Below are 20,206 nucleotides of genomic sequence, written 5' to 3'. Positions count from 1 at the left end.
TGCAGGATTGGGTCAGAGCAGGTCGTACTGCTTGAGCTTCTTGCGCAGGGTGCCGCGATTCAGGCCGAGCATTTCCGAGGCCTTGGTCTGGTTGCCCTTGACGTAATTCATCACGCTTTCCAGCAGCGGAGCTTCTACTTCGGAGAGCACCAGGTTGTACACGTCGGTGACCGACGCACCTTCCAGATGGGCGAAGTAGTTGCGCAGCGCTTTTTCCACGCTGCCGCGCAGCGTCTGACCTTCAGCGCTCGGCGCGTTGAGGTGCTGCTTCAGGTTGAGCTCATCATTCACAACTGTGGTCCCACTCGAAAAAGTCTCGTTCAACAACGTCATGCCGCCACCTCTTCTCCGTTGTTATGCCGTTCGGCAAAAAACTGCCTCACGTTGGCGCATTGCTCGTCCATGCTCTCCAGTCGATTGAACTGGCCGCGGAAATCCCGCGCGCCAGGCAAACTGGCGAGGTACCAGCCGACATGCTTGCGGGCAATACGAATGCCCATGTGCTCGCCATAGAAGGCATGCAGTGCCGACAGGTGTTCCAGCAGAATCTGCTCCACTTCCCCCAGTTGCGGGGCCGGCAGTGGTTCGCCGGTTTCCAGGAAATGCACGATTTCGCGGAAGATCCAGGGACGCCCCTGAGCGGCGCGGCCGATCAGCAGAGCGTCGGCGCCGGTGTGCGCGAGCACGTCACGGGCCTTGCGGGGTGAATCGATATCGCCATTGGCGAAGACCGGAATCGACACTGCCTGCTTGATCGCGGCAATGGTGTCGTACTCGGCCTCGCCGGTGTACAGGTCGGCGCGGGTCCGGCCGTGTACGGCCAGCGCCTGGATTCCTGCATCCTCGGCGATCCTGGCCACCGTCACGCCATTCTTGTTCTGTCGGTCCCAGCCGGTGCGAATCTTCAGGGTCACCGGGACATCCACCGCGCTCACCACGCTGTGGAGAATCTCCGCCACCAGTGCCTCGTCCTTCATCAGCGCTGAACCGGCCGCCTTGTTGCACACCTTCTTCGCCGGGCAACCCATGTTGATGTCGATGATCTGCGCGCCGAGCTGGACATTGGCGCGGGCCGCTTCGGCCAGCATCTGCGGATCGCCGCCGGCAATCTGCACCGAGCGGGGTTCCGGGTCACCTTCGTGGATCATGCGCAGGCTCGACTTGCGGCTGTTCCACAGGCGCACATCGCTGGTCAGCATCTCGGCCACCACCAAGCCTGCACCCAGGCGCCGGCATAGCTGGCGAAAGGGCCGATCGGTGACCCCGGCCATGGGCGCGAGGATCAGCTGATTGGGCAGCGTGTAAGGACCGATGCGTACCGCCGACATGTTCTTCCCTGCCTCTTGGGCCTGTTCTGCTTCAGTCGGGACTGCGAAAAAGGGTGGGCATGATACCCGCTCCGGATGAAGGGGTGAAGGCCGTTTTGAACAAATTCTGAACAATCACTGGCTTATCGCCAGTAGCATTAAAACCGGCGCCAGGCGGCGCCGATTGCCGGCTGCGGCTTATTCCGGGGAGAAGAAGCTGAGGCTGTAGTTCACGGCCTTGGCGCCTGGATCGAGGATGTCCAGGGAGATGTGGATGGGGGTCTGCGGCGGCATTTCCGCCTGGCCGGCCAGTTCGCCGCCGAGGTATTCGCCGGGCTTGAAGCGACGGCTGGCGAGCAGTTGGCCGTTCATGTCGGCGAAGCGCAGTTCCAGCAGCGGGAAGGGCTGGGAGAACAGGGCGCGGTTGTAGAGGATGGCGTCAACCACCAGGGCACCATTGAACTCGGGATGGCTGCGCACCACCAAGTTGCTGCTCTTGATCTGCGCTACATCGACCTTGGAGGGCAGCTTGCAGCCGATCTCCGGGCACAGTTGTTCGAACCAGGGTCGGTACTGATCCTGGCGGGCCAGTTCGTCGAAGTGGTAGCTGACGTACTGGCCGGCCAGGGCGCTGGCACCGATCAGGTTTAGCAGGCTCCAGCCGATCCAGCGGCCCCAGGGTTTCTTCGCCTGTTGCCAGTCGAGCTGCAGCGGCTCCTCGCTCAGGTTGAGCAGGCTCTCGTTGCGCAGGGCCGGCTCGCTGCGCAGGGGCGCGCTGGCCGTCAGTTCGATTTCCTCGATCCGCGTACGCGGCGGCAGCGCGCTGAGGGTGGGTTCGTGCTCGTCTTCTTCGGGCTCGTGAGCACTATCAATATCCGCGCTCAGGCGCAGCGAGCTGTCACCCTCATGCTGGCGGAAGTCCGGGTGCAGGCCGTCGTCATCTTCGTCGTCGGCCTGAGTCTGGCTGGTCAGCGGGGCAATGGCCGGCTCGATGCGGGTTTCGACCGCGGCAGGCGGCGTGACAACCGGTTCGCGGGGGACGATGCGCGGCGCCTCAGGGGGAGCCGGACTGGCTTTGGGTTCTGCCAGCAGTTGCTCGGCCCAGCTTTCATCATGGGGATCGCGACGGGCGCTGAGTTGGCCAAGCAGCTGCTGCTCGGGCTTGGGCGCGCGTTCGACGGCGAGGAAATCGCGTGATAGCTGCTGCTCTTCCTCCTCCAGGCGCGCCAGTTCCTCATCGAGGTTCAGTGCGTCAAGGTCGAGGTCGTCGTGAATCCACAGGGTTTCGTCTGTGATCTTCTTGGCCGGTGCCGGTGCCGGTGCTGCAGCTGGCTGCGTGGCACTCGGGGCAGGCGTCGGTACGGGAGCGCTGGCAGACGCGGAGGCCGCGGCGCTGGGTTTGACGGGGGGCGGGGTTGGCGCCGGAGCCGGAGCCGGAGCTGCAGGTCGTGTCACTGCGGCTGCTGCTGCCGTCGGCTCGCCCAGCAGATGCTGGGCGGCATTGAACACCTGCATGCAGGCGCCACAGCGCACCGCTCCATGGGCGGCGCCAAGCTGGGCGCGGCTCACGCGGAAACTGGTGCGGCAGTGTGGGCACTGGGTGACAAAGCTGTCGGTCATGCGGCTGTCCCTATCAAGCTGGGCGCTAGTCTAACCAAAAGCCGCTCAGCGGCGCACGCCGCTGATGCGGACCCAGCCGTCCTGTACGGCGGTCGGGTCCAGCTCGAACAGGTCCGAGTAGGCGGCACGCACCTCGTCGGCCTGTTCGGCGAGGATGCCGGACAGAGCCAGGCGGCCGCCTGGGCGGACATGGGCACTGATGGTCGGTGCCAGCTGCACCAACGGGCCGGCGAGGATGTTGGCCACCACCACGTCGTAGGTGCCGGCCGGCATGTCGCCTGGCAGATAGAGCGGGAAGCGCTCGGCGGCGATGCCGTTGCGTCCGGCATTGTCACGCGAGGCTTCCAGGGCCTGCGGGTCGATATCGGTACCGACGGCGCGCTCGGCGCCCAGCAGCAGGGCGGCGATGGCCAGGATGCCCGAGCCGCAGCCGAAATCCAGCACGGTGCAGCCTTCCAGCGCCTGGCCGTCGAGCCACTGCAGGCACAGCGAGGTGGTCGGGTGGGTGCCGGTGCCGAAGGCCAGGCCCGGATCGAGCAGCAGGTTGACCGCCTCCGGTTCCGGTGCCTCGTGCCAGCTGGGCACAATCCACAGGCGCTGACCGAAGCGCATTGGCTGGAAATTGTCCATCCAGCTGCGTTCCCAGTCCTGATCCTCTATCTGCTCGATCTGGTGCTGCGGCAGTTCACCGCCGGTCAGCAGTTGCAGGTGGGCGACCAGGTTGTCCGGGTCGGTGTCGGCCTCGAACAGGGCGAGCAGGTGCGTGTGCGACCACAGCGGGGTAGTGCCCAGGTCAGGCTCGAAAATGGGCTGGTCTTCGGCGTCCATGAAGGTCACCGATACGGCGCCGACTTCCAGCAGGGCGTCTTCGTAGGTTTCTGCCTGTTCCGGAGTAATGGCAAGACGGACTTGTAACCAGGGCATGGCAGACCTCGAAGACGCAGGGAAATGGGGCTTGGGCGAAAAGTGGGCAAGCTTACTTGAGGGGCGCAGCGGGCACAAACGACAAGGGCTGCCGGTTGGCAGCCCTTGTTGGTGGATGGAGCAGGCTCAGTGCTTGTCCATGCCGAGTTTCTTTTCCAGATAGTGGATGTTGATGCCACCCTTGCAGAAACCCTTGTCGCGAACCAGGTCGCGATGCAGCGGGATGTTGGTCTTGATGCCGTCGACCACGATCTCGTCGAGGGCATTGCGCATGCGCGCCATTGCTTCGTCACGATCCTTGCCGTAGGCAATCAGCTTGCCGATCAGCGAGTCATAGTTCGGCGGCACCACATAGTCACTGTACACGTGCGAGTCGACGCGGATGCCGTTGCCGCCCGGGGCGTGATAGTGCTTGATCTTGCCGGGGCTGGGCATGAAGTTGTCCGGGTCCTCGGCGTTGATCCGGCATTCCAGGGCATGGCCGCGGATCACCACATCTTCCTGCTTGATCGACAGCTTGGCGCCACCGGCGATGCGCAGCATCTCCTTGACGATGTCGATGCCGGTGACCATTTCGGTGACCGGATGCTCGACCTGCACGCGGGTGTTCATCTCGATGAAGTAGAAACGGCCGTTCTCATAGAGGAACTCGAAGGTGCCGGCGCCGCGGTAGCCGATCTCGACGCAGGCATCGACGCAGCGTTTGAGTACTTCGGCACGGGCCTTTTCATCGATGCCCGGGGCTGGGGCTTCTTCCAGGACCTTCTGGTGACGGCGCTGCAGCGAGCAGTCGCGATCACCCAGGTGGATGGCGTTGCCCTGGCCGTCGGAGAGTACCTGCACTTCAACGTGGCGCGGGTTGGTCAGAAATTTTTCTAGGTAGACCATCTCGTTGCCAAACGCGGCACCGGCTTCGGTGCGGGTCAGACGCGCCGACTTGATCAGGTCTTCTTCGTGGTGCACGACGCGCATGCCGCGACCACCGCCGCCGCCGGCGGCCTTGATGATCACCGGATAACCCACTTCGCGGGCAATGCGCAGCGCTTCTTCCTCATCTTCCGGCAACGGGCCGTCGGAGCCCGGCACTACCGGCACACCCGACTTGATCATGGCTTCCTTGGCCGACACCTTGTCGCCCATCAGGCGAATGGTGTCGGCTTTCGGGCCGATAAAGGCGAAGCCGGAGTTCTCCACCTGCTCGGCAAAGTCGGCGTTTTCGGCGAGAAAGCCGTAGCCTGGGTGAATGGCGGTGGCGCCAGTGACCTCGGCGGCGGCAATGATCGCCGGGATGTTCAGGTAGGACTTGGCCGCCGGGGCCGGGCCAATGCACACCGACTCATCGGCCAGCGACAGGTGCATCAGCTCGCGGTCGGCGGTGGAGTGCACGGCTACCGTCTTGATGCCCAGCTCTTTGCAGGCGCGCAGAATGCGCAGGGCGATCTCGCCACGGTTGGCAATCAGGACTTTTTCCAGCATCGCAGGCTCCCGCGAATCAGACGATGGTGAACAGCGGCTGGTCGTATTCCACCGGCTGGCCGTTGTCGACCAGGATGGACTCGATCACGCCACTGCTCTCTGCCTCGATGTGGTTCATCATCTTCATGGCTTCGACGATGCAGAGGATGTCGCCTTTCTTCACGCTCTGGCCTACTTCGGCGAAGTTGGCCGAGGTTGGCGAGGCGGCGCGGTAGAAGGTGCCGACCATCGGAGAGCGCACCACGCTGCCGTTCAGCTTGGCGGCGGCAGGCGCGGCGTCAGCTGCGGCTACTACCGGAGCCGGGGCTGCCGGAGCAGCAACCGGGGCCGGCGCGGCGGCATACATCGGCTGTTGCACGAAGGCCTGCTTGCTGTGGCGGCTGATGCGCACGGACTCTTCGCCTTCGCGAATCTCCAGCTCGTCGATGCCGGATTCTTCCAGCAGTTCGATCAGTTTCTTGACTTTGCGAATATCCATAAAGGTCACTCCCGGTGAGGTCAGGGGCGTTGAAGTTGTTCGATTGCGGCTTCCAGGGCGAGGCGGTAGCCAGTGGCCCCGAGCCCGCAGATCACTCCCACGGCAACGTCCGAGAAGTAGGAGTGATGACGGAAAGGTTCGCGTTTGTGCACGTTCGACAGGTGCACTTCGATGAATGGGATGCTCACTGCGAGCAATGCGTCACGTAGGGCGACGCTGGTGTGGGTAAAAGCCGCCGGATTGATCAGGATGAAGTCCACACCTTCGCCGCGCGCGGCGTGGATGCGCTCGATCAATTCGTATTCGGCATTGCTTTGGAGATAAAGCAGGTGATGGCCGGCTTCACGGGCGCGCCGCTCCAGATCGAGGTTGATCTGCTCCAGGGTGGTGGAGCCGTACTTGTCGGGCTCGCGGGTGCCCAGCAGGTTCAGATTGGGGCCGTGCAGCACCAGAAAGGTGGCCATGTGTCGTTGTCCTTCTTATTGGCAGCCAGCCTGGCAGCGTTGGCCAGTCCGTCATGGAATGGCGCGACTATGCCGAAAGACGCCTAAGTTGTCAGCAGTTGTCGACACGATGCCTGCCGATTACGGCAATTGCATGACGCTTTGCTCAGCGTTTGCCGGCCGCAGCCTGCAGGCGCCGGGCGAATTCCGGCGCATCGACTTCACCTACGACACGCAAATCCCGCCATTCGTCACCGTTGGGCGCGAAAAACAGGATGGCGGGTGGGCCGAACAGCTGATAACCATCGAGCAGGGCGCGTTGCTCGGCGTTGCTGGCGCTCATGTCGAAACGGATCAGGCGGTAATCGCCCAGTTGCGCGGTGACTTCGGGGGCGTTCAGTACTTCGCGTTCGATCACCTTGCAGCTGATGCACCAGTCGGCGTACCAGTCCAGCAGCAGTGGCTGGTTGGCCGCCTTGGCGGCCGCCAGCGCGGTACTCAGCTCGGCAGGTGTGGTGATGGTTTGCCAGTGTTCGGTTTTGGCCGCAGGGCTGTTGATAGCGGTTTGACCGAGCGTGCCCAGTGGGCGCAGCGGATCGGTTTCACCGCGCAGAGCGCCGACCCATGCCGCCAGGGCGTAAACCAGCAGCATCAGGCCGAGCAGTTGGGCCAGCTTCTGTCGATGGGTTTTCAGGGTGAATTCCAGGGCGCCCAGCCACAGCGCCACGCCACCGGCCAGCACACCCCACAGGGCCAGACTCAGAGAGGCCGGCAACACGCGTTCCAGCAACCACAGGGCCACCGCCAGCAACAGCACGCCAAAGGTATTGCGCACGGCCACCATCCAGGCACCGGACTTTGGCAGCAGGGTGCCGCCGCCGGTGGCGAACAACACCAGCGGCGCGCCCATACCCAGCCCCAGAAGGAACAGTTTGAGGCTGCCGCCGAAGGCATCGCCGCTCGCGCTGATGTAGAGCAGGGCGCCGGCCAGTGGGGCTGACACGCAGGGGCTGACCAGCAGGCTGGAGAGCACGCCCAGCAGGGCCGCGCCCCACAGCGAGCCGCCACGGGTATTGCCGGCCAGGCGATCGAGCGGAGCACTGAGGAAATGCGGCAGACGCAGTTCGTACAGGCCGAACATGGCCAGGGCGAACGCGGCAAAGAAGGCGGCGAAGGGAATCAGCACCCACGGCGACTGCAGACGGGCCTGCAGGTTGAGCTCGGCACCGAACAGACCCATGAGCGCGCCCAGCACGGCAAAGCTGGCGGCCATGGCGATCACATAGCTCAGCGACAGGCTGAAGCCGCGCAGGCCGCCGATCTGTCCGCGCAGTACCACGCCTGAAAGGATCGGCAGCATCGGCAGTACGCAGGGCGTGAAGGTCAGACCAAGTCCGGCGAGGAAGAACAGCAGTAACTCATGCCAGCTGAGTGCTGTGGGATAGGTGCTGCTGCCGACGGGGGCGCTGTCAGGCGTGGCGGTTGTGGTCGCCGGGCTGCTTCCGGCAGCAGCCGGAATGGCCAGGCGTGCGGTTTCCGGTGGATAGCACAGGCCCTTGTCAGCGCAGCCCTGGTAGGTCAGCAGCAGGGTAAAGGCCTGATCGTTTCCAGGCGGCAGCGGTACTTCCAGGTCGAGCACGCCGTAGTAGACCTCGACATCACCGAAGTACTCATCCTGCTTGTGCTTTCCGGCCGGCAGCTGCAGTTCGCCGAGGGCAATGCCGGTTGGCTCGCTCTTGACGCTGAAGCGGTGACGGTAGAGGTAGTAGCCTTCGGCATTGACGAAGCGCAGCTTGACGGAGCTGGCTGTGCGCTCAACTAGGCTCGGCACGAAGGCTTCGGCCACCGGCAGGAAATCGCGGCTGTTGTTCAGGGCGGCGCCCAGCTCGGCAGAGGGGCGCGGATCGAACAGGCCGGCACTGGCGGGCAGGCACAGCAACAGGAGCAGGAACGGCAGCAGGCGGCGCATGGACAGTCTCGGAACTGCAGAAAGTGGCCATGATAACGGAGCCGCTCGCCGCCTGCAGGTTCCGCCTGCAAGCGGTTGTTTCGCTGGTCTGGGTGGTCAGACCTGAAAGGCCTGCACGGCGGTGCGCAGCTCGCCGCTGAGATCTTGCAGTTGCGCGCCTTGCTGGCGGCTGGCGCTGATGTGTTTCAGGTTGTCGCCACCCAGCTGGTGGATGCGCTGGCTGTGCCCGCGGATCTCGCTGGCGGCGCCGCCCTGCTGGGCGGTGGCTTCGGCAATGCGCGAGGCATTGTCGGCGATGGTGCGGATGGCCTTGACCACTGCATCCAGCGCGCCGTCGGCACTGGCCGCCTGTTGGGCGGTGCTGCTGGCCTGTTCGACTTGGATGCGCATGGCGTCCACCGACTGGCGGGCGGCTTGCTGCAGGCGGTCGATCAACTGCTGGATCTCGCTGGTCGCCAGGGTGGTGCGCTGAGCCAGCGAGCGGACCTCCTCGGCGACCACGGCAAAACCGCGGCCCATCTCGCCGGCGCGGGCGGCCTCGATGGCGGCATTGAGGGCCAGCAGGTTGGTCTGTTCGGCCACGCCGCGAATCACGGTGAGCACCTGTTCGATGGCGGCGGTTTCGCCGGCCAGTTGTTCGATGGACTGGGCATTGCCCTGCACCTGCTCGACCAGTTGGTACAGGCCGGCCAGGCTCTGGCTGATCACCTGCTGGCTGTGCAGGGCGGCGCGGTCGGCCTCCTGGCTGGCCTGTGCGGTCTGGCTGGCATCGCTGGCAACCTGCTGGATGGTTTGTTCCAGCTCTCCGAGGGCATCGCGGATCTGTGCTGTGTCAGCCACCTGGCGCTCGGCGCCCTGGTGCAGACCGTCGCTCAGGTGCGCCAGGCTGTGGCTGCTGCCAGCGACCTGCTCGGCATGCAGGCGAATGCTGCCGACCAGTCCGACCAGATAGTCGCGCAGCTGGTTGAGGGAGTCCTCAATGGCGCGCATTTCGGTGGTCTGCGCCTGCAGGCCGACGTTCTGGCCGAAATGCCCGGCGGCCCAGCTCGACAGCTGGGGTACCAGACGCTCCAGTACGCGGGTCAGGCGGCGCTGCAGGGTGTCGATGCTAATGGCAATGAGCAATAGCAGGGCGATCACGCAGCCTTGTAGCAGGCGGACTTCACCCTGAATGCGCTGGTGTTCGTCACGTACGGCGGGCTCCAGCGCCGCCAGGGCCTGCTGCAGGCTGTCGATCTGCTGACGGCTGGCGTCGGCCAGATCATGGCGCGCCGTAATCAGCTGGCGGGTACGTTCGAGTTCGCCGGGATAACGCTGAATCAGGGCCGCCAGCTCGTGTTTGAGCCCGATGCCCTGGTCGCTGGCGGTCTGTTCCTGCTCGTCGGCCAGACCGAGCATGGCGGCGAAGTTGTTGCCGCCGGACTCTTCCAGCACGCCGAGCAGTGGCAGCGCTTCGAGGTCGCGACTCAGCTGTTCGAGCAACTTGAGTGAGCGCTGCACCTCCGCCAATTGCGGGCCCTGGCCTTGCTCGACATAGAGTTCGCGCTGGTGGGCCAGTTGCAGTAACAGCAGGCCGCCTCGTTGCAGTGGTTCGGTGTAGCGTGCGGCTTCTGCGCTGGTGCTGCTGGTGACATAGCGGCCCAGCTGACTGAGGCTGCCGGCCATCTCCCGTTCGGCCTGCAGGAGCAGGCCCTGAGCATTGCCAGAGAGCTTGCCGGCCGCCAGCAGTTCATTGGCGCTGAACTGCTGGAGTTGCTCAAGCTGATTGCGCACGCCACCTTGCAGGTCGGCTGGCAGGGCATCCAGGTCGCTGCCCAGTTGCTCGATGGCGCGGGTAGCGGCCTGGTGGCGCAGGGCGTCGCCGCTGCGCAGGTAGGCCTGGATGTTGTCGGCGACTTCCTGCTGGAAGCGCTGCGACAGGTTGAGGTAGCGACTCATCAGCTGATAGGGCTGCTGCAGTGCCTGCTGCGACCACCAGAGGGTGGCGCCAAGGGCCGCGCAGGCTGTAATCAACAAAACCGTGGTGAGGTTGGTCAGGGTTTTGAGGCGCATGGCGTGGTACCGCGGTTGTGAATTTCTTCACGTAATTTATGGCGGTACGGTTGCGCTTTTATGACAGGGTCGGCTCGCCCTGGAAGATCGACACGCGGTTACGCCCGCCGTGCTTGCTGACGTACAGCGCTTCGTCGGCGCGCTTGGACAGTGCCCGGGAATCGAGGCCGCTTTCCAGCTCGGCGATACCGCTACTGAAGGTGCAGTGCAGTTCCTGCTTGCCGGTGGGGAAGTGGATTTCGGCGAAACGCTGACGAATCTCGTCGAGCAGGCGCCAGGCGGTGTGCTGGTCGGTATCGGGCAGCACCACGGCGAATTCTTCACCGCCGTAGCGGCCTATGTGGTCGGTCTTGCGCAGGCGCTGCTTGAGGAACAGCGCCAGGCTCTTGATCACCCGGTCGCCCATGGGGTGGCCGTGGGTGTCGTTGACCTTCTTGAAGTGGTCGATGTCGAGCATGGCAAAGCTGACCGGCATGCCGCTGCGCTGGCCGCGGCGACAAGCGTCTTCCAGCAGTTGCAGGGTATGCGTGTGGTTGTACAGACCCGTCAGGCTATCGCGCACCATGCGTGCCTTGAGGCTGCGTGCGCGGGCGGCGCGGGTGCGCACGGTGGCGATCAGGTGGCGCGGCTTGATCGGTTTGGTGAGGAAGTCGTCACCGCCTTCGCTCATGGCATCGAGCTGCTTGTCCAGGTCTTCCTCGGCGGAGAGGAAGATGATCGGCACGCTGACATGGCGCTCATGCTGGCGAATCACCTTGGCCAGCTCGGGACCCTGGCAGTCGGGCATGTACATGTCGAGGATGATCAGGTCCGGCTGGAATTCGGCCAGCGCGTCGAGGGTCTCGATCGGGTTGTTCAGCGTGCGGGTGATGATGCCGGCGCTGTTGAGGACCATCTCGGCATGGGTCGACTGGGCGCGGGAGTCGTCCACCACCAGCACGCGGAAGGGGTCGTCATGGGTGCTGTGGGTTAGCTGTTCGATGCGTTCGAGCAGGCTGGAGGCGTCGACGCTGCCACAGAAAAAGTCTTCACCGCCCACGCGGATGGCGGCCAGGCGTGTCGGAGTGTCGGCTTCGACATCGCTGCAGAACAGCACCGGCAGGCGATTTTCCTGATCCTTCTGCAACTCCTGAACGATGGCCAGACCCTGCTGGGCACCACTGAAATCGAGATCGATGAGCAGGGCGGCCGGGCGGCGTTCCTCGCAGGCGGCCAGCAGGGCGGCGCGGGTCGAGCAGCCGATCGCGTTGAGGCCAAAGGAATGCAGTTGCTGAACCAGTCGCTCGCAGCGCTCCAGGTCCTGCAGGGCCAGGTACACCGGTTTGCGCAGGGCTGGCAAGGCGATCTGTTCGAGCTGGTCGCCATGGCGCAGGCCGGTGCGCGACAGGCGCTGCATGAGTTGGCTGAGTTCGCCGATCAGATCGCTGGAAAGACGGCCGCGGTTGGCGCGCACACCTTCCACGCATTGCTGGATGGCATGCGCCAGCTGGCTGTGGCCCACCTGCTCGAAACGTTCGGCATAGCGCAGCAGGCGCAGGCTGGCGTCATCCAGCTCGGCCAGGGTGGCCGCATTCCATTCCGTGCGTTGCAGGCGCTGCCAGACTTCCAGCACCTGACGCGCCTGATTGGTCACTCGCTGGGCGAAGTGATGCTTGAGGCGGTCGCGGGACGGATCGTCTTGTTCGGACATGGGGCGCATGCGGGCGCTCGAATGGCGATGATGGCAGCATGCTAGCACTTGTTTGACGCCAATAAACTACCGCCCGTCATGGGCGGCAGCCCTTCTATCCCAGGCCCACGCCGGCCCTAAGTTTGTCCGCCAACGCTGCCGCCAGCGCCGTGCATCCCTTATAGTGAGGGAACGTCGCCACAAGCGACCCACTCTTTTCATGCAAGTGATTGAAGGAATTGCTCATGCTGGACTGGAAGAAACGCAGCGAAGAGGTTCGCGGACGGGTGGATGATTCGGTCGAGGACGTGCAGAGCTACCTGGGCGGCCTGTGGGTCAGCCGGGCACTCGGCACCCTCCTGGCCATTTACCTGCTGGCGGCCCTGGTCGTCGGCTGGTATTGGAGCCAGGAGCCTGAGTTGTTCCCGGTGCAGCAGAATGCCCAGGTCGCGGCGGAAAAGGCCCAGCGCGAGCTGGTGCGCGGCTACACCACGGTGGAAACCCTGAAGACCGTGGCAAGCACCCTGCTGGACAAGCCGGGTGGCTACCTGTCCAACGACCTGGCCCCGCCGGGCATCTGGTTGGACAACATGCCCAGCTGGGAATACGGCGTGCTGGTGCAGGTGCGCGACATGTCCCGTGCCCTGCGCAAGGACTTCGCCCGCTCGCAGTCGCAGTCCACCGAAGACCCGAACCTGGGCAAGGCCGAGCCGCGCTTCCATTTCGACAACAAGAGCTGGGCACTGCCGGCCTCTGAGGCCGAGTACCGCCTGGGCATCGTCTCGCTGGATCGCTACCTGGCCCAGCTGGTCGATCCGACCCAGGGCAATGCACAGTTCTATGCCCGTGCCGACAACCTCAACAACTGGCTGGGCGATGTGGCTACCCGCCTTGGTTCGCTGTCCCAGCGCCTGTCGGCCAGTGTCGGTCGCGTGCGTCTGAATACCGACCTGTCGGACGATCAGCTGGCCACCCAGGCCAACACCGGTCAGGTGCGCGAGGAAATGATCGAGACGCCCTGGCTGCAGATCGACAACGTGTTCTACGAGGCCCGTGGCCAGGCCTGGGCACTGTCGCACCTGCTGCGCGCCGTGGAAGTCGATTTCGGCGACGTACTGGCGAAGAAGAACGCCACCGTCAGCCTGCGCCAGATCATCCGTGAGCTGGAGGCTACCCAGGAGCCGATGTGGAGCCCGATGATCCTCAATGGCGACGGTTTTGGCGTGCTGGCCAACCACTCCCTGGTGATGGCCAACTACATCTCCCGCGCCAATGCGGCGATTCTTGACCTGCGCACCCTGCTGAGCCAGGGCTGATGGGCGACTGGTCGCCGGCCGAGGCAGCGCACCGCGCCGCCTCGGATGCCGAGCTGATTGCCTGGGTCGATGAGCAGGACGGCCTGCTCGGTGCCTTGCCGCGTGCCGAGCTGCGCCTGCGCGGATTGATCGGGCGGGGCACCTTCATCCTGCTGTTCAATGCGGCCGGGGAGCTGTGCGTGCACCGGCGGGCATTGAGCAAGGCGATCTATCCGGGCTACTGGGATGTCGCGGCTGGCGGCATGGTTCAGGCCGACGAGGACTACGCCCTGTCGGCTGCCCGCGAGCTGGAGGAAGAGTTGGGCGTGGCGGGCGTGCCGCTGCGCGAGCATGGCCGCTTTTTCTTCGATCAGCCGGACAACCGCCTGTGGTGTTCGGTGTTTTCCGCCGTGTGGGACGGTCCGCTGCGTCTTCAGCCCGAAGAGGTGCTGGAGGCCTGCTTCCTGGCGCCCTCGCAGGTGCTGAGCTGGGCTGGCGAGCGGCCGGTGTGCCCCGACTCGCTCGTGGCGCTTGAGCACTATCTGCGTTGTTCAACAGCCAGCTAGCGCTCTAAATCTGATTCAGAGCACTTTGGCCAGGTAGCGGTGATCGGCGACCCCGGCGATGGTCGATCTTCGCTCCTTCTCCAGTCGGTAGCCCAGTCGTTCATACAGGGCCTGGGCGCGCGGATTGCTGACTGCCACATCCAGCGCTGCCCGCTCAAACCCTGCTGCGCGTCCCTGCTGTTCCAGATGCTCGATCAGCTGCTGGCCGAGGCCCTGGCCGCGGGCCTGTGTGGCCACGCCCAAGTGCGCCAGATACCAGGTATTACGGGGTGGCGGTGGTATCAGGCGCTCCATCGCCAGGCCTCGGCCCAGTACCCCTAGTGCCGCGCCCAGACCGTAGCTGGCGATGATCTGTCGAGCCGAGCGCAGGCCATAGGCCAGGGTGTCGCGACCGCTGTAGGCGGTGCCGGTGGCCAGGATCTGGCCGTTCTCCTCGATCACCCAGTGTTGTTGGCAGCCGAACTGGCCGAGGCCGGAGCAGAAGGCCGGGCGCAGAAAATCCTGGGCGCTCAGTTGGCCACTGGCGAAGACGCGCTCGAACGCTGCCGGGCCGGAGCTATAGATCAGCGGCACGCAGGCGTCGGCATCGGCGGGTGTGGCGCGGCGAATCATCAGGCTCATCGAGGTAGCTCCGGTGGAAACGGCGATATGGTACTTTCGTTCCATATTGCCGTTTTGGCGAGTGCCTATCAATCCGCCTGTTGTTGCAGCCAGCTGGCCAGCCCCCGAGCCGCCGCGCGGCCGCTGGCAAAACAGGCGGTCAGCAGGTAGCCGCCGGTGGGGGCTTCCCAGTCGAGCATCTCGCCGGCGCAGAACACACCCGGCAGCTGGCGCAGCATCAGCCGTTCATCCAGCGCCTCGAAGGCCACGCCACCGGCGCTGCTGATCGCCTCATCCAGCGGTTGCGTGCGCAGCAACACCAAGGGCAGGCGCTTGAGCTGGTTGGCCAAGGCGAGCGGGTCGTCGAACTGCCGGGCATCGCCCAGCTCGCGCAGCAGAGCGGCGCGCACGCCTTCCAGGCCAAGCTGGCTGCGCAGGTGGTTGCTCAGCGACTTGCGCCCGCGCGGCTTGCTCAGCAGGCTGGTGACTTTCTCCACGCTGCGCCCGGGCAGCAGATCGAGCCAGACCCTGGCCTGCCCGTTGCGATTGATCTGCTCTCGGATGGCCGCGGAGAGCGCATACACCAGGCTGCCTTCGACGCCTTGTGCGGTAATCACGAATTCGCCCTGGCGCGGCGCATCGTCGTTCAGACTCAGCGCCACCGGCTTAACCGGCGCACCGGCAAAGCGCTCGCCGAACAGCTCGCTCCAGGGCTGGCTGACAAAGCCGCAGTTGCTGGGTTGTAGCGGTGCAACCTGCACGCCGCGCTCGGCCAGCCAGGGCAGCCAGGCACCGTCCGAGCCCAGTCGCCGCCAGCTGCCGCCGCCCAGGGCGAGCAGGGTGGCGCGGGCGGCAACCGTATATTCCCCCCGTGGTCCGGCAAAGCGCAGGGCGCCGTCGTCGGCCCAGCCCAGCCAGCGCTGACGGGTATGGATGACCACGCCCAGCTCGCGCAAACGGCGCAGCCAGGCGCGCAGCAGAGGCGCGGCTTTCATGTCCGAGGGAAATACCCGCCCGGAGCTGCCGACAAAGGTGTCGATGCCCAGGCCATGGATCCACTGGCGCAGCTGGTCCGGCGAAAAGTCCTGCAGCAGTTGGCCGATCTGCTGGCGGCGTTCGCCGTAGCGATTGATGAACTCGGGAAGCGCTTCGGCATGGGTGATGTTCATGCCGCCAACCCCGGCCAACAGGAACTTGCGCCCGACCGAGGGCATGGCGTCATACAGCGCCACCGGCAGGCCCTGTTCGGCCAGGACTTCGGCCGCCATCAGACCGACCGGCCCGCCGCCGACAATCACCACGGGCAGCGGGGCAGAAGAGGTTGAAGTCATGCGGGTCTCCAGGCAGGGAGGCCGAATTCTAACCTACTCGGTACTGGCACAAGGCTGGCTTTCCGGTGCCGGCGGCACTACCTTTAAGGTGTAAGCGGGCCTAGAACACCTATAAAGAGTGGCGCCGACCGATGTTGTCCAGTTTTGAAGAACTGTTTCGCGGAACCCCGGGTAACCCTTATCTGCAGCAACTGCTCAAGGGCTTTGCCTGGCTGCGCTTCGAACCGCAACTGGAACGTGAATACGATCAATACCTGGGCGCGGCGGCGATTCGCCAGCGGCGCATTGCCATTGTTCTGGCCCTGCTGATCTGGTGTGGTTTCGTCGCGGTCGACCTGCATCGCCTGCAGCCGTTTGCCGAGGGCGTGCCGCTCAGCGAAACGGCTGGGTGGCTGCTGCACCTGCGCTGGGCGGTGCTCGGTTTGTTGCTGGTGGCGCAGTTGGTACTGTTGGTCAAACGCCTGGAGTTTCTCACCCTGCCGCTGACCCCCTGGGTCATCGCGCTGACCGGAGTGGCCACGGCGTTGATCAACATGCTCTACAGTCGCTTGGGCATGCAGGCCTCCTATGACGGTGTGATCCTGCTCACCATTGCCGCGTTTTTCCCGCTGGGCATGACCTTCTACACCAGCCTGATGGTGGGCCTGGTGATCTCCGTCGGCAGTTTCCTGCTGGCCCAGTGGCTGCTGATCGGCGATTACCTGCGGGCCTTCAACCTGACGGCGGTGTACCTGTTTCTCGGCGTGCTGGTCAGTGCTGGTGGTGGCTACCTGCGCGATCACAACCAGCGCGAGCAGTTCCTGTCCCGTCACCTGCTCAACTGGCTGGCCGAACGCGACAGCCTGACCGGGCTGTACAACCGGCGCAGCCTGGAGCAGAAGCTGGCGTTGCTGTTCCTCCAGGCGCGCCGGCAGAAGTGCCGCATCGGCCTGGTACTGGTCGATCTGGACCACTTCAAGGCCTACAACGACAGCTATGGCCACCGTGCAGGTGACCTGGCCCTGCAGCGGGTGGCGCGGGTGCTGCACGATTTTGCCCGCCGTCCGTTGGACATGGCCGTGCGCCTGGGTGGCGAGGAGTTTGCCCTGCTGTTGTTTGACTGCGACGAGCCGGCGCTGCACAGCCTGGCCGAAGAAGTGCGTCTGGCCATCGAGCAACTGGCCATCGAACACCGCAGTTCGGCCACTCTGCCGGTAATGACTGCGAGCCTGGGCCTGGCCCTGTCCGGTCCGGAGGAGTCATCCGGTGCACTCTATCAGCGTGCCGACGAAGCGCTGTACCGGGCCAAGCATGCCGGCCGTAACCAGGTACTGCTCTAACCGCTAATCAGCGCCAGACCTGCCACAACTCGGCCGCACTGCGGTGTAGTAGCGCGTGGCGGGCGGCGACCCTGGCCGGGTCGGGGTCATAACCACCGCCGAGCAGGCCGGTCACCGGAATGTCGCGCTCCAGGCAGCGTTCCAGCGCCAGGCGATCACGCGCGGCAATTCCGGCATCGCTGAGTTGCAGGTAGCCGAGGGCATCCTCGGCATGCACATCCACTCCGGCGATATACAGCACCAGATCGGGTTGCAGGCGCGGTAGCAGCACGTCCAGGGCATCGCCCAGAATTCGCAGGTATTGGTCATCCCCCAGGCCGTTTGGCAGCTCAATGTCCCAGTCGCTCTGCGCCTTGCGTGCGGGAAAGTTCTTCGCGCAGTGCAGCGACAGGGTGAACGCCTGAGGGGTATCCGCCAGCAGACGGGCCGTACCGTCGCCCTGATGCACGTCGCAGTCGACGATCAGTACCTGGGCTACTCGCCCGCTGTTCAGCAGGAAACGGCTGATGATGGCGACGTCATTGAACACGCAGAAGCCTGAGGGAAAATCGTAGTGGGCATGGTGCGTGCCTCCGGCCAGATGGCAAGCCAGGCCATGCTCCAGCGCCTGCTCGGCGGCCAGCAGTGAGCCGCCCACGGCACGCACGGTGCGCCGCGCCAGGGCTTCGCTCCAGGGCAGGCCAAGGCGCCGCTGCTCCTCGCGGCTGAGGGTACCGCTCATGAAACGTTCGATGTAGGCCGGGCAGTGGGCCAGCGCGAGAATCTCCGGCGGGCAGATGGCCGGGCGCAGCAGCTGTTCCTCGCGTGTGATGCCGCTGGCCAGCAACTGCTCCTTGAGCAGGCGGAACTTGGCCATGGGGAAACGGTGCCCGGCCGGGAAGGGCGGGCTGTAATCCTCGTGGTAGATCAGCGGCAGCGGCATGGCGGGGCTCGGAAACGGGCTTGAGGCAGTATGCTGTGTGGATTCAGCGAGGCGCAAACCGTGATCGAACTGCAAACCCCCCGGCTGCTGCTGCGGCAGTGGCGTGACGAAGACCTGGCGGATTTTGCCGCGCTCAATGGCGATGCCGAGGTGATGCGCCATTTCCCGGTCTGCCTCGACCGGGCGCAAAGCGATGCCCTGGCTGAGCGTATTCGTGCGCACTTCGCGCAATACGGTTACGGCCTGTGGGCCGTGGAACGACGTGACGGCGGCGCCTTCATCGGTTTTACCGGGTTGCTGCAGCTGAGTTTTACCGCGCCTTTTGCCCCAGCGGTGGAGATCGGCTGGCGCCTGGCCCGCGCGCACTGGGGGCAGGGGCTGGCGCTTGAGGCGGCCCGCGCGGCGCGCGATTGTGCCTTTGCAGAGCTGGGTCTGGCGCAACTGGTGTCCTTTACCGTGCCGGCCAATCTGCGCTCGCGAGCGCTGATGCAGCGCCTTGGTCTGCGCCGCGACGAACAGGGCGATTTTGCCCACCCGCGTCTGCCGGCCGATCACCCGCTATCGGCCCATGTGCTGTACCGTCTCAGCCGGCAACAGTGGCAGGAACTCCAACATGACTGATCTGCGTGGTGTCTACGCCTACCATGCGCTGAGCAAGCACCAGCCGCAGCACTATGCGCCGGGACCGGGCTATCTGGACTGGGCGAGCCAGCCCGCGCCGTTCCGCCGCTATGTCGGTGCGCTGCTGATTGAGCTGACACATCGCCCACTGGAGCAGTCGCCTGCCTACGAGGCGGTGTTTGCCGCGCCTTTGGGTGACCCCGCGCCGCTGAATCTGGCCAGCCTCGGCCAGTTGCTCTATGACAGCCTCGGGTTGTCGGCGTGGAAGGAGGCTGGTGGCAACCGCTGGGCCCTGCGGGTCAACCCCTCCTCGGGAAACCTGCACCCGACCGAGGCCTACCTGCTGTTGCCACCCGCTGTGGCCGGCGAGTCGGGTCTGCTGGCCCATTACGTGCCGGATGAGCATGCCCTGGAGATCCGCAGTGAGCTGCCACCGGCGCTCGGTGCGACGCTAGCCGGGGAACTGCCGGTCGGCGGTTTTCTGCTCGCGCTGTCCAGCATCGTCTGGCGAGAGGCGTGGAAGTATGGCGAGCGGGCCTACCGCTATTGCCAGCACGACCTGGGTCACGCCCAGGCGGCGCTGGCCATCGCCGCCAGTGCGTTGGGCTGGCAGGTGCGTCTGCTGCATGGGCTGGCCGAGGCGCGGCTGGATGCGGTGCTGGGGCTGGATCAGGCCGAGTTCGCCGAGGCTGAACAGGCCGACTGCCTGCTCTGGATCGGGCCGCCGCAATACGCCGAGCCGCGTCTGTCCGAGGCGCTGCTGGCGGGGCTTTCAACGCTGCCACGGCTGGGGCTGCCCAATCAGCTGTCGGCCGAGCAGCGGCACTGGCCGGAACTGGAACGTGTGCAGGCGCTGTGCCGGGCACCGCAGTTGCCGCCACGGTCGTGGACGGTGACGGCAGGGCAGGCGCCGGTCGAGGAGCCGGAGCTGTTGTTGCGCCCCTTGTTGCATCGGCGCCGCAGTGCGCAAAGCATGGACGGGCGCAGCGGTATCCGCCGCGAGCTGCTCGACTGCTGGCTGGCGCGCCTGCTGCCGGGTCACTCGCCGGTTCCGCTGGCGCTGACCGGCGATACGCCACGCGTCGACCTGCTGCTGTTTGTGCACCGCGTCGAGGGCCTGACGCCCGGCCTGTACTGGCTGGACCGGACCGGCAGCGGGCCTCAGGCCTTGCGCGCGGATTTCCTTTGGCAGCCGGTCAGCACGGAGGTGCCGCTGTACCGACTGCTGGAAGGCGATGCCCGCGGGGTGGCGCAGTTCCTCAGCTGCGGTCAGGACATTGCCGCCGATGGCTGCCTGGCGGTGGCCATGCTGGCGCACTTCGATGACGCGCTGGCCAATGGCAGCTGGGCCTATCCGCGCTTGTATTGGGAATGCGGCCAGATCGGCCAGTTGCTCTATCTGGAGGCCGAGGCGGCAGGTTTTTCCGGGACCGGCATCGGTTGTTACTTCGATGATGCCGTGCATGAACTGCTCGGGATTGCCGACAGCTGCCTGCAAAGCCTTTACCATTTCACCCTTGGTCGCGCCGTCTGGGATCTGCGCCTGAGCAGCCAGCCGGCCTACCCCACCTTGCGTCGACCCGGGCAAGTCTAAGCCCGGGCATTAATAGGAGA

17 protein-coding genes and 1 pseudogene are annotated in these 20,206 nt (G+C 65.1%); 5 read left to right on the top strand and 13 right to left on the bottom strand.

Annotated elements, in window-relative coordinates; translation table 11 throughout:
- Positions 1–12: 12 nt before the first annotated feature.
- The 10 genes and pseudogenes from fis to HNP49_RS12020 all read right to left on the bottom strand — a co-directional run bounded on the left by fis (position 13) and on the right by HNP49_RS12020 (position 11,959).
- The gene (gene fis / locus HNP49_RS12065) at positions 13–333 is read right to left on the bottom strand and encodes a DNA-binding transcriptional regulator Fis (RefSeq protein ID WP_095940185.1); all 321 of its coding nucleotides are present in this window, start codon (positions 331–333) and stop codon (positions 13–15) included.
- Positions 330–1,328 (bottom strand): tRNA dihydrouridine synthase DusB, encoded by a 999-nt coding sequence (dusB, locus tag HNP49_RS12060; protein ID WP_184683561.1) that lies wholly within the window; start codon positions 1,326–1,328, stop codon positions 330–332. The genes fis and dusB overlap by 4 nt, the downstream gene beginning before the upstream one ends.
- A 177-nt stretch (positions 1,329–1,505) precedes the next feature.
- Entirely contained in the window at positions 1,506–2,927 is a 1,422-nt protein-coding gene (locus HNP49_RS12055) for a DUF3426 domain-containing protein (protein ID WP_184683560.1), read from the bottom strand.
- A gap of 45 nt (positions 2,928–2,972) precedes the next feature.
- The gene (gene prmA, locus HNP49_RS12050) at positions 2,973–3,851 is read right to left on the bottom strand and encodes a 50S ribosomal protein L11 methyltransferase (RefSeq protein WP_184683559.1); all 879 of its coding nucleotides are present in this window, start codon (positions 3,849–3,851) and stop codon (positions 2,973–2,975) included.
- Positions 3,852–3,977: 126 nt separating this feature from the next.
- Positions 3,978–5,327 (bottom strand): acetyl-CoA carboxylase biotin carboxylase subunit, encoded by a 1,350-nt coding sequence (gene accC, locus HNP49_RS12045; RefSeq protein WP_184683558.1) that lies wholly within the window; start codon positions 5,325–5,327, stop codon positions 3,978–3,980.
- A 16-nt stretch (positions 5,328–5,343) separates the two neighbouring features.
- The gene (gene accB, locus HNP49_RS12040) at positions 5,344–5,805 is read right to left on the bottom strand and encodes an acetyl-CoA carboxylase biotin carboxyl carrier protein (RefSeq protein WP_184683557.1); all 462 of its coding nucleotides are present in this window, start codon (positions 5,803–5,805) and stop codon (positions 5,344–5,346) included.
- Between the two features lie 20 nt (positions 5,806–5,825).
- Positions 5,826–6,269 (bottom strand): type II 3-dehydroquinate dehydratase, encoded by a 444-nt coding sequence (gene aroQ, locus HNP49_RS12035; RefSeq protein WP_184683556.1) that lies wholly within the window; start codon positions 6,267–6,269, stop codon positions 5,826–5,828.
- Between the two features lie 145 nt (positions 6,270–6,414).
- A complete protein-coding gene (gene dsbD, locus HNP49_RS12030; RefSeq protein ID WP_184683555.1) occupies positions 6,415–8,217 on the bottom strand; it encodes a protein-disulfide reductase DsbD in 1,803 nt (600 codons plus the stop codon).
- A gap of 96 nt (positions 8,218–8,313) precedes the next feature.
- Positions 8,314–8,829 (bottom strand): annotated as a pseudogene (locus HNP49_RS18995) (methyl-accepting chemotaxis protein); the annotation flags it as partial.
- A gap of 1,498 nt (positions 8,830–10,327) precedes the next feature.
- On the bottom strand, positions 10,328–11,959 hold the full coding sequence (locus HNP49_RS12020; protein ID WP_184683553.1) for a PleD family two-component system response regulator: 1,632 nt from the start codon (positions 11,957–11,959) through the stop codon (positions 10,328–10,330).
- 224 nt (positions 11,960–12,183) lie between these two features.
- Between HNP49_RS12020 and HNP49_RS12015 the strand changes: the two genes are divergently transcribed.
- Complete coding sequence (locus HNP49_RS12015) at positions 12,184–13,254, top strand: DUF2333 family protein (RefSeq protein ID WP_184683551.1); 1,071 nt, start codon at positions 12,184–12,186, stop codon at positions 13,252–13,254.
- Positions 13,254–13,799, top strand: coding sequence for an NUDIX hydrolase (locus tag HNP49_RS12010; protein ID WP_184683550.1), 546 nt, complete (start codon positions 13,254–13,256; stop codon positions 13,797–13,799). Before HNP49_RS12015 ends, HNP49_RS12010 begins: the two co-directional genes overlap by 1 nt.
- Positions 13,800–13,814: 15 nt before the next feature.
- Here the strand turns inward: HNP49_RS12010 and HNP49_RS12005 are convergent, their stop codons facing one another.
- Complete coding sequence (locus HNP49_RS12005) at positions 13,815–14,420, bottom strand: GNAT family N-acetyltransferase (protein WP_184683548.1); 606 nt, start codon at positions 14,418–14,420, stop codon at positions 13,815–13,817.
- A 68-nt stretch (positions 14,421–14,488) separates the two neighbouring features.
- Positions 14,489–15,730 (bottom strand): TIGR03862 family flavoprotein, encoded by a 1,242-nt coding sequence (locus HNP49_RS12000; protein ID WP_184683547.1) that lies wholly within the window; start codon positions 15,728–15,730, stop codon positions 14,489–14,491.
- Positions 15,731–15,861: 131 nt separating this feature from the next.
- On the opposite strand from HNP49_RS12000, the gene HNP49_RS11995 reads away from it, so the two are divergent.
- A complete protein-coding gene (locus tag HNP49_RS11995) occupies positions 15,862–17,049 on the top strand; it encodes a diguanylate cyclase (protein ID WP_184683545.1) in 1,188 nt (395 codons plus the stop codon).
- 7 nt (positions 17,050–17,056) lie between these two features.
- Here HNP49_RS11995 and HNP49_RS11990 read toward each other — a convergent pair whose 3' ends face one another.
- On the bottom strand, positions 17,057–17,971 hold the full coding sequence (locus tag HNP49_RS11990) for a histone deacetylase (RefSeq protein WP_184683544.1): 915 nt from the start codon (positions 17,969–17,971) through the stop codon (positions 17,057–17,059).
- 60 nt (positions 17,972–18,031) lie between these two features.
- Here HNP49_RS11990 and HNP49_RS11985 point away from each other — a divergent pair, with 60 nt between their 5' ends.
- Positions 18,032–18,592: a GNAT family N-acetyltransferase gene (locus tag HNP49_RS11985; RefSeq protein WP_409372545.1), complete on the top strand. Its 561-nt coding sequence runs from the start codon at positions 18,032–18,034 to the stop codon at positions 18,590–18,592.
- On the top strand, positions 18,585–20,186 hold the full coding sequence (locus HNP49_RS11980) for a nitroreductase family protein (RefSeq protein WP_184683540.1): 1,602 nt from the start codon (positions 18,585–18,587) through the stop codon (positions 20,184–20,186). Before HNP49_RS11985 ends, HNP49_RS11980 begins: the two co-directional genes overlap by 8 nt.
- Positions 20,187–20,206: the final 20 nt, after the last annotated feature.

Origin of the sequence: Pseudomonas fluvialis, from assembly GCF_014207935.1 — a bacterium.
Classification (GTDB): domain Bacteria; phylum Pseudomonadota; class Gammaproteobacteria; order Pseudomonadales; family Pseudomonadaceae; genus Aquipseudomonas; species Aquipseudomonas fluvialis_A.
Note: the sequence above shows the minus strand (reverse complement) of the source record. Positions and strands in the feature narration are given on the sequence as shown.

Bases quoted from the DNA above. Each gene is read 5' to 3' on its own strand.
- fis (WP_095940185.1), bottom strand. From the start codon at position 333: ATGACGTTGTTGAACGAGACTTTTTCGAGTGGGACCACAGTTGTGAAT.
- dusB (WP_184683561.1), bottom strand. From the start codon at position 1,328: ATGTCGGCGGTACGCATCGGTCCTTACACGCTGCCCAATCAGCTGATC.
- HNP49_RS12055 (WP_184683560.1), bottom strand. From the start codon at position 2,927: ATGACCGACAGCTTTGTCACCCAGTGCCCACACTGCCGCACCAGTTTC.
- prmA (WP_184683559.1), bottom strand. From the start codon at position 3,851: ATGCCCTGGTTACAAGTCCGTCTTGCCATTACTCCGGAACAGGCAGAA.
- accC (WP_184683558.1), bottom strand. From the start codon at position 5,327: ATGCTGGAAAAAGTCCTGATTGCCAACCGTGGCGAGATCGCCCTGCGC.
- accB (WP_184683557.1), bottom strand. From the start codon at position 5,805: ATGGATATTCGCAAAGTCAAGAAACTGATCGAACTGCTGGAAGAATCC.
- aroQ (WP_184683556.1), bottom strand. From the start codon at position 6,269: ATGGCCACCTTTCTGGTGCTGCACGGCCCCAATCTGAACCTGCTGGGC.
- dsbD (WP_184683555.1), bottom strand. From the start codon at position 8,217: ATGCGCCGCCTGCTGCCGTTCCTGCTCCTGTTGCTGTGCCTGCCCGCC.
- HNP49_RS12020 (WP_184683553.1), bottom strand. From the start codon at position 11,959: ATGTCCGAACAAGACGATCCGTCCCGCGACCGCCTCAAGCATCACTTC.
- HNP49_RS12015 (WP_184683551.1), top strand. From the start codon at position 12,184: ATGCTGGACTGGAAGAAACGCAGCGAAGAGGTTCGCGGACGGGTGGAT.
- HNP49_RS12010 (WP_184683550.1), top strand. From the start codon at position 13,254: ATGGGCGACTGGTCGCCGGCCGAGGCAGCGCACCGCGCCGCCTCGGAT.
- HNP49_RS12005 (WP_184683548.1), bottom strand. From the start codon at position 14,420: ATGAGCCTGATGATTCGCCGCGCCACACCCGCCGATGCCGACGCCTGC.
- HNP49_RS12000 (WP_184683547.1), bottom strand. From the start codon at position 15,730: ATGACTTCAACCTCTTCTGCCCCGCTGCCCGTGGTGATTGTCGGCGGC.
- HNP49_RS11995 (WP_184683545.1), top strand. From the start codon at position 15,862: ATGTTGTCCAGTTTTGAAGAACTGTTTCGCGGAACCCCGGGTAACCCT.
- HNP49_RS11990 (WP_184683544.1), bottom strand. From the start codon at position 17,971: ATGCCGCTGCCGCTGATCTACCACGAGGATTACAGCCCGCCCTTCCCG.
- HNP49_RS11980 (WP_184683540.1), top strand. From the start codon at position 18,585: ATGACTGATCTGCGTGGTGTCTACGCCTACCATGCGCTGAGCAAGCAC.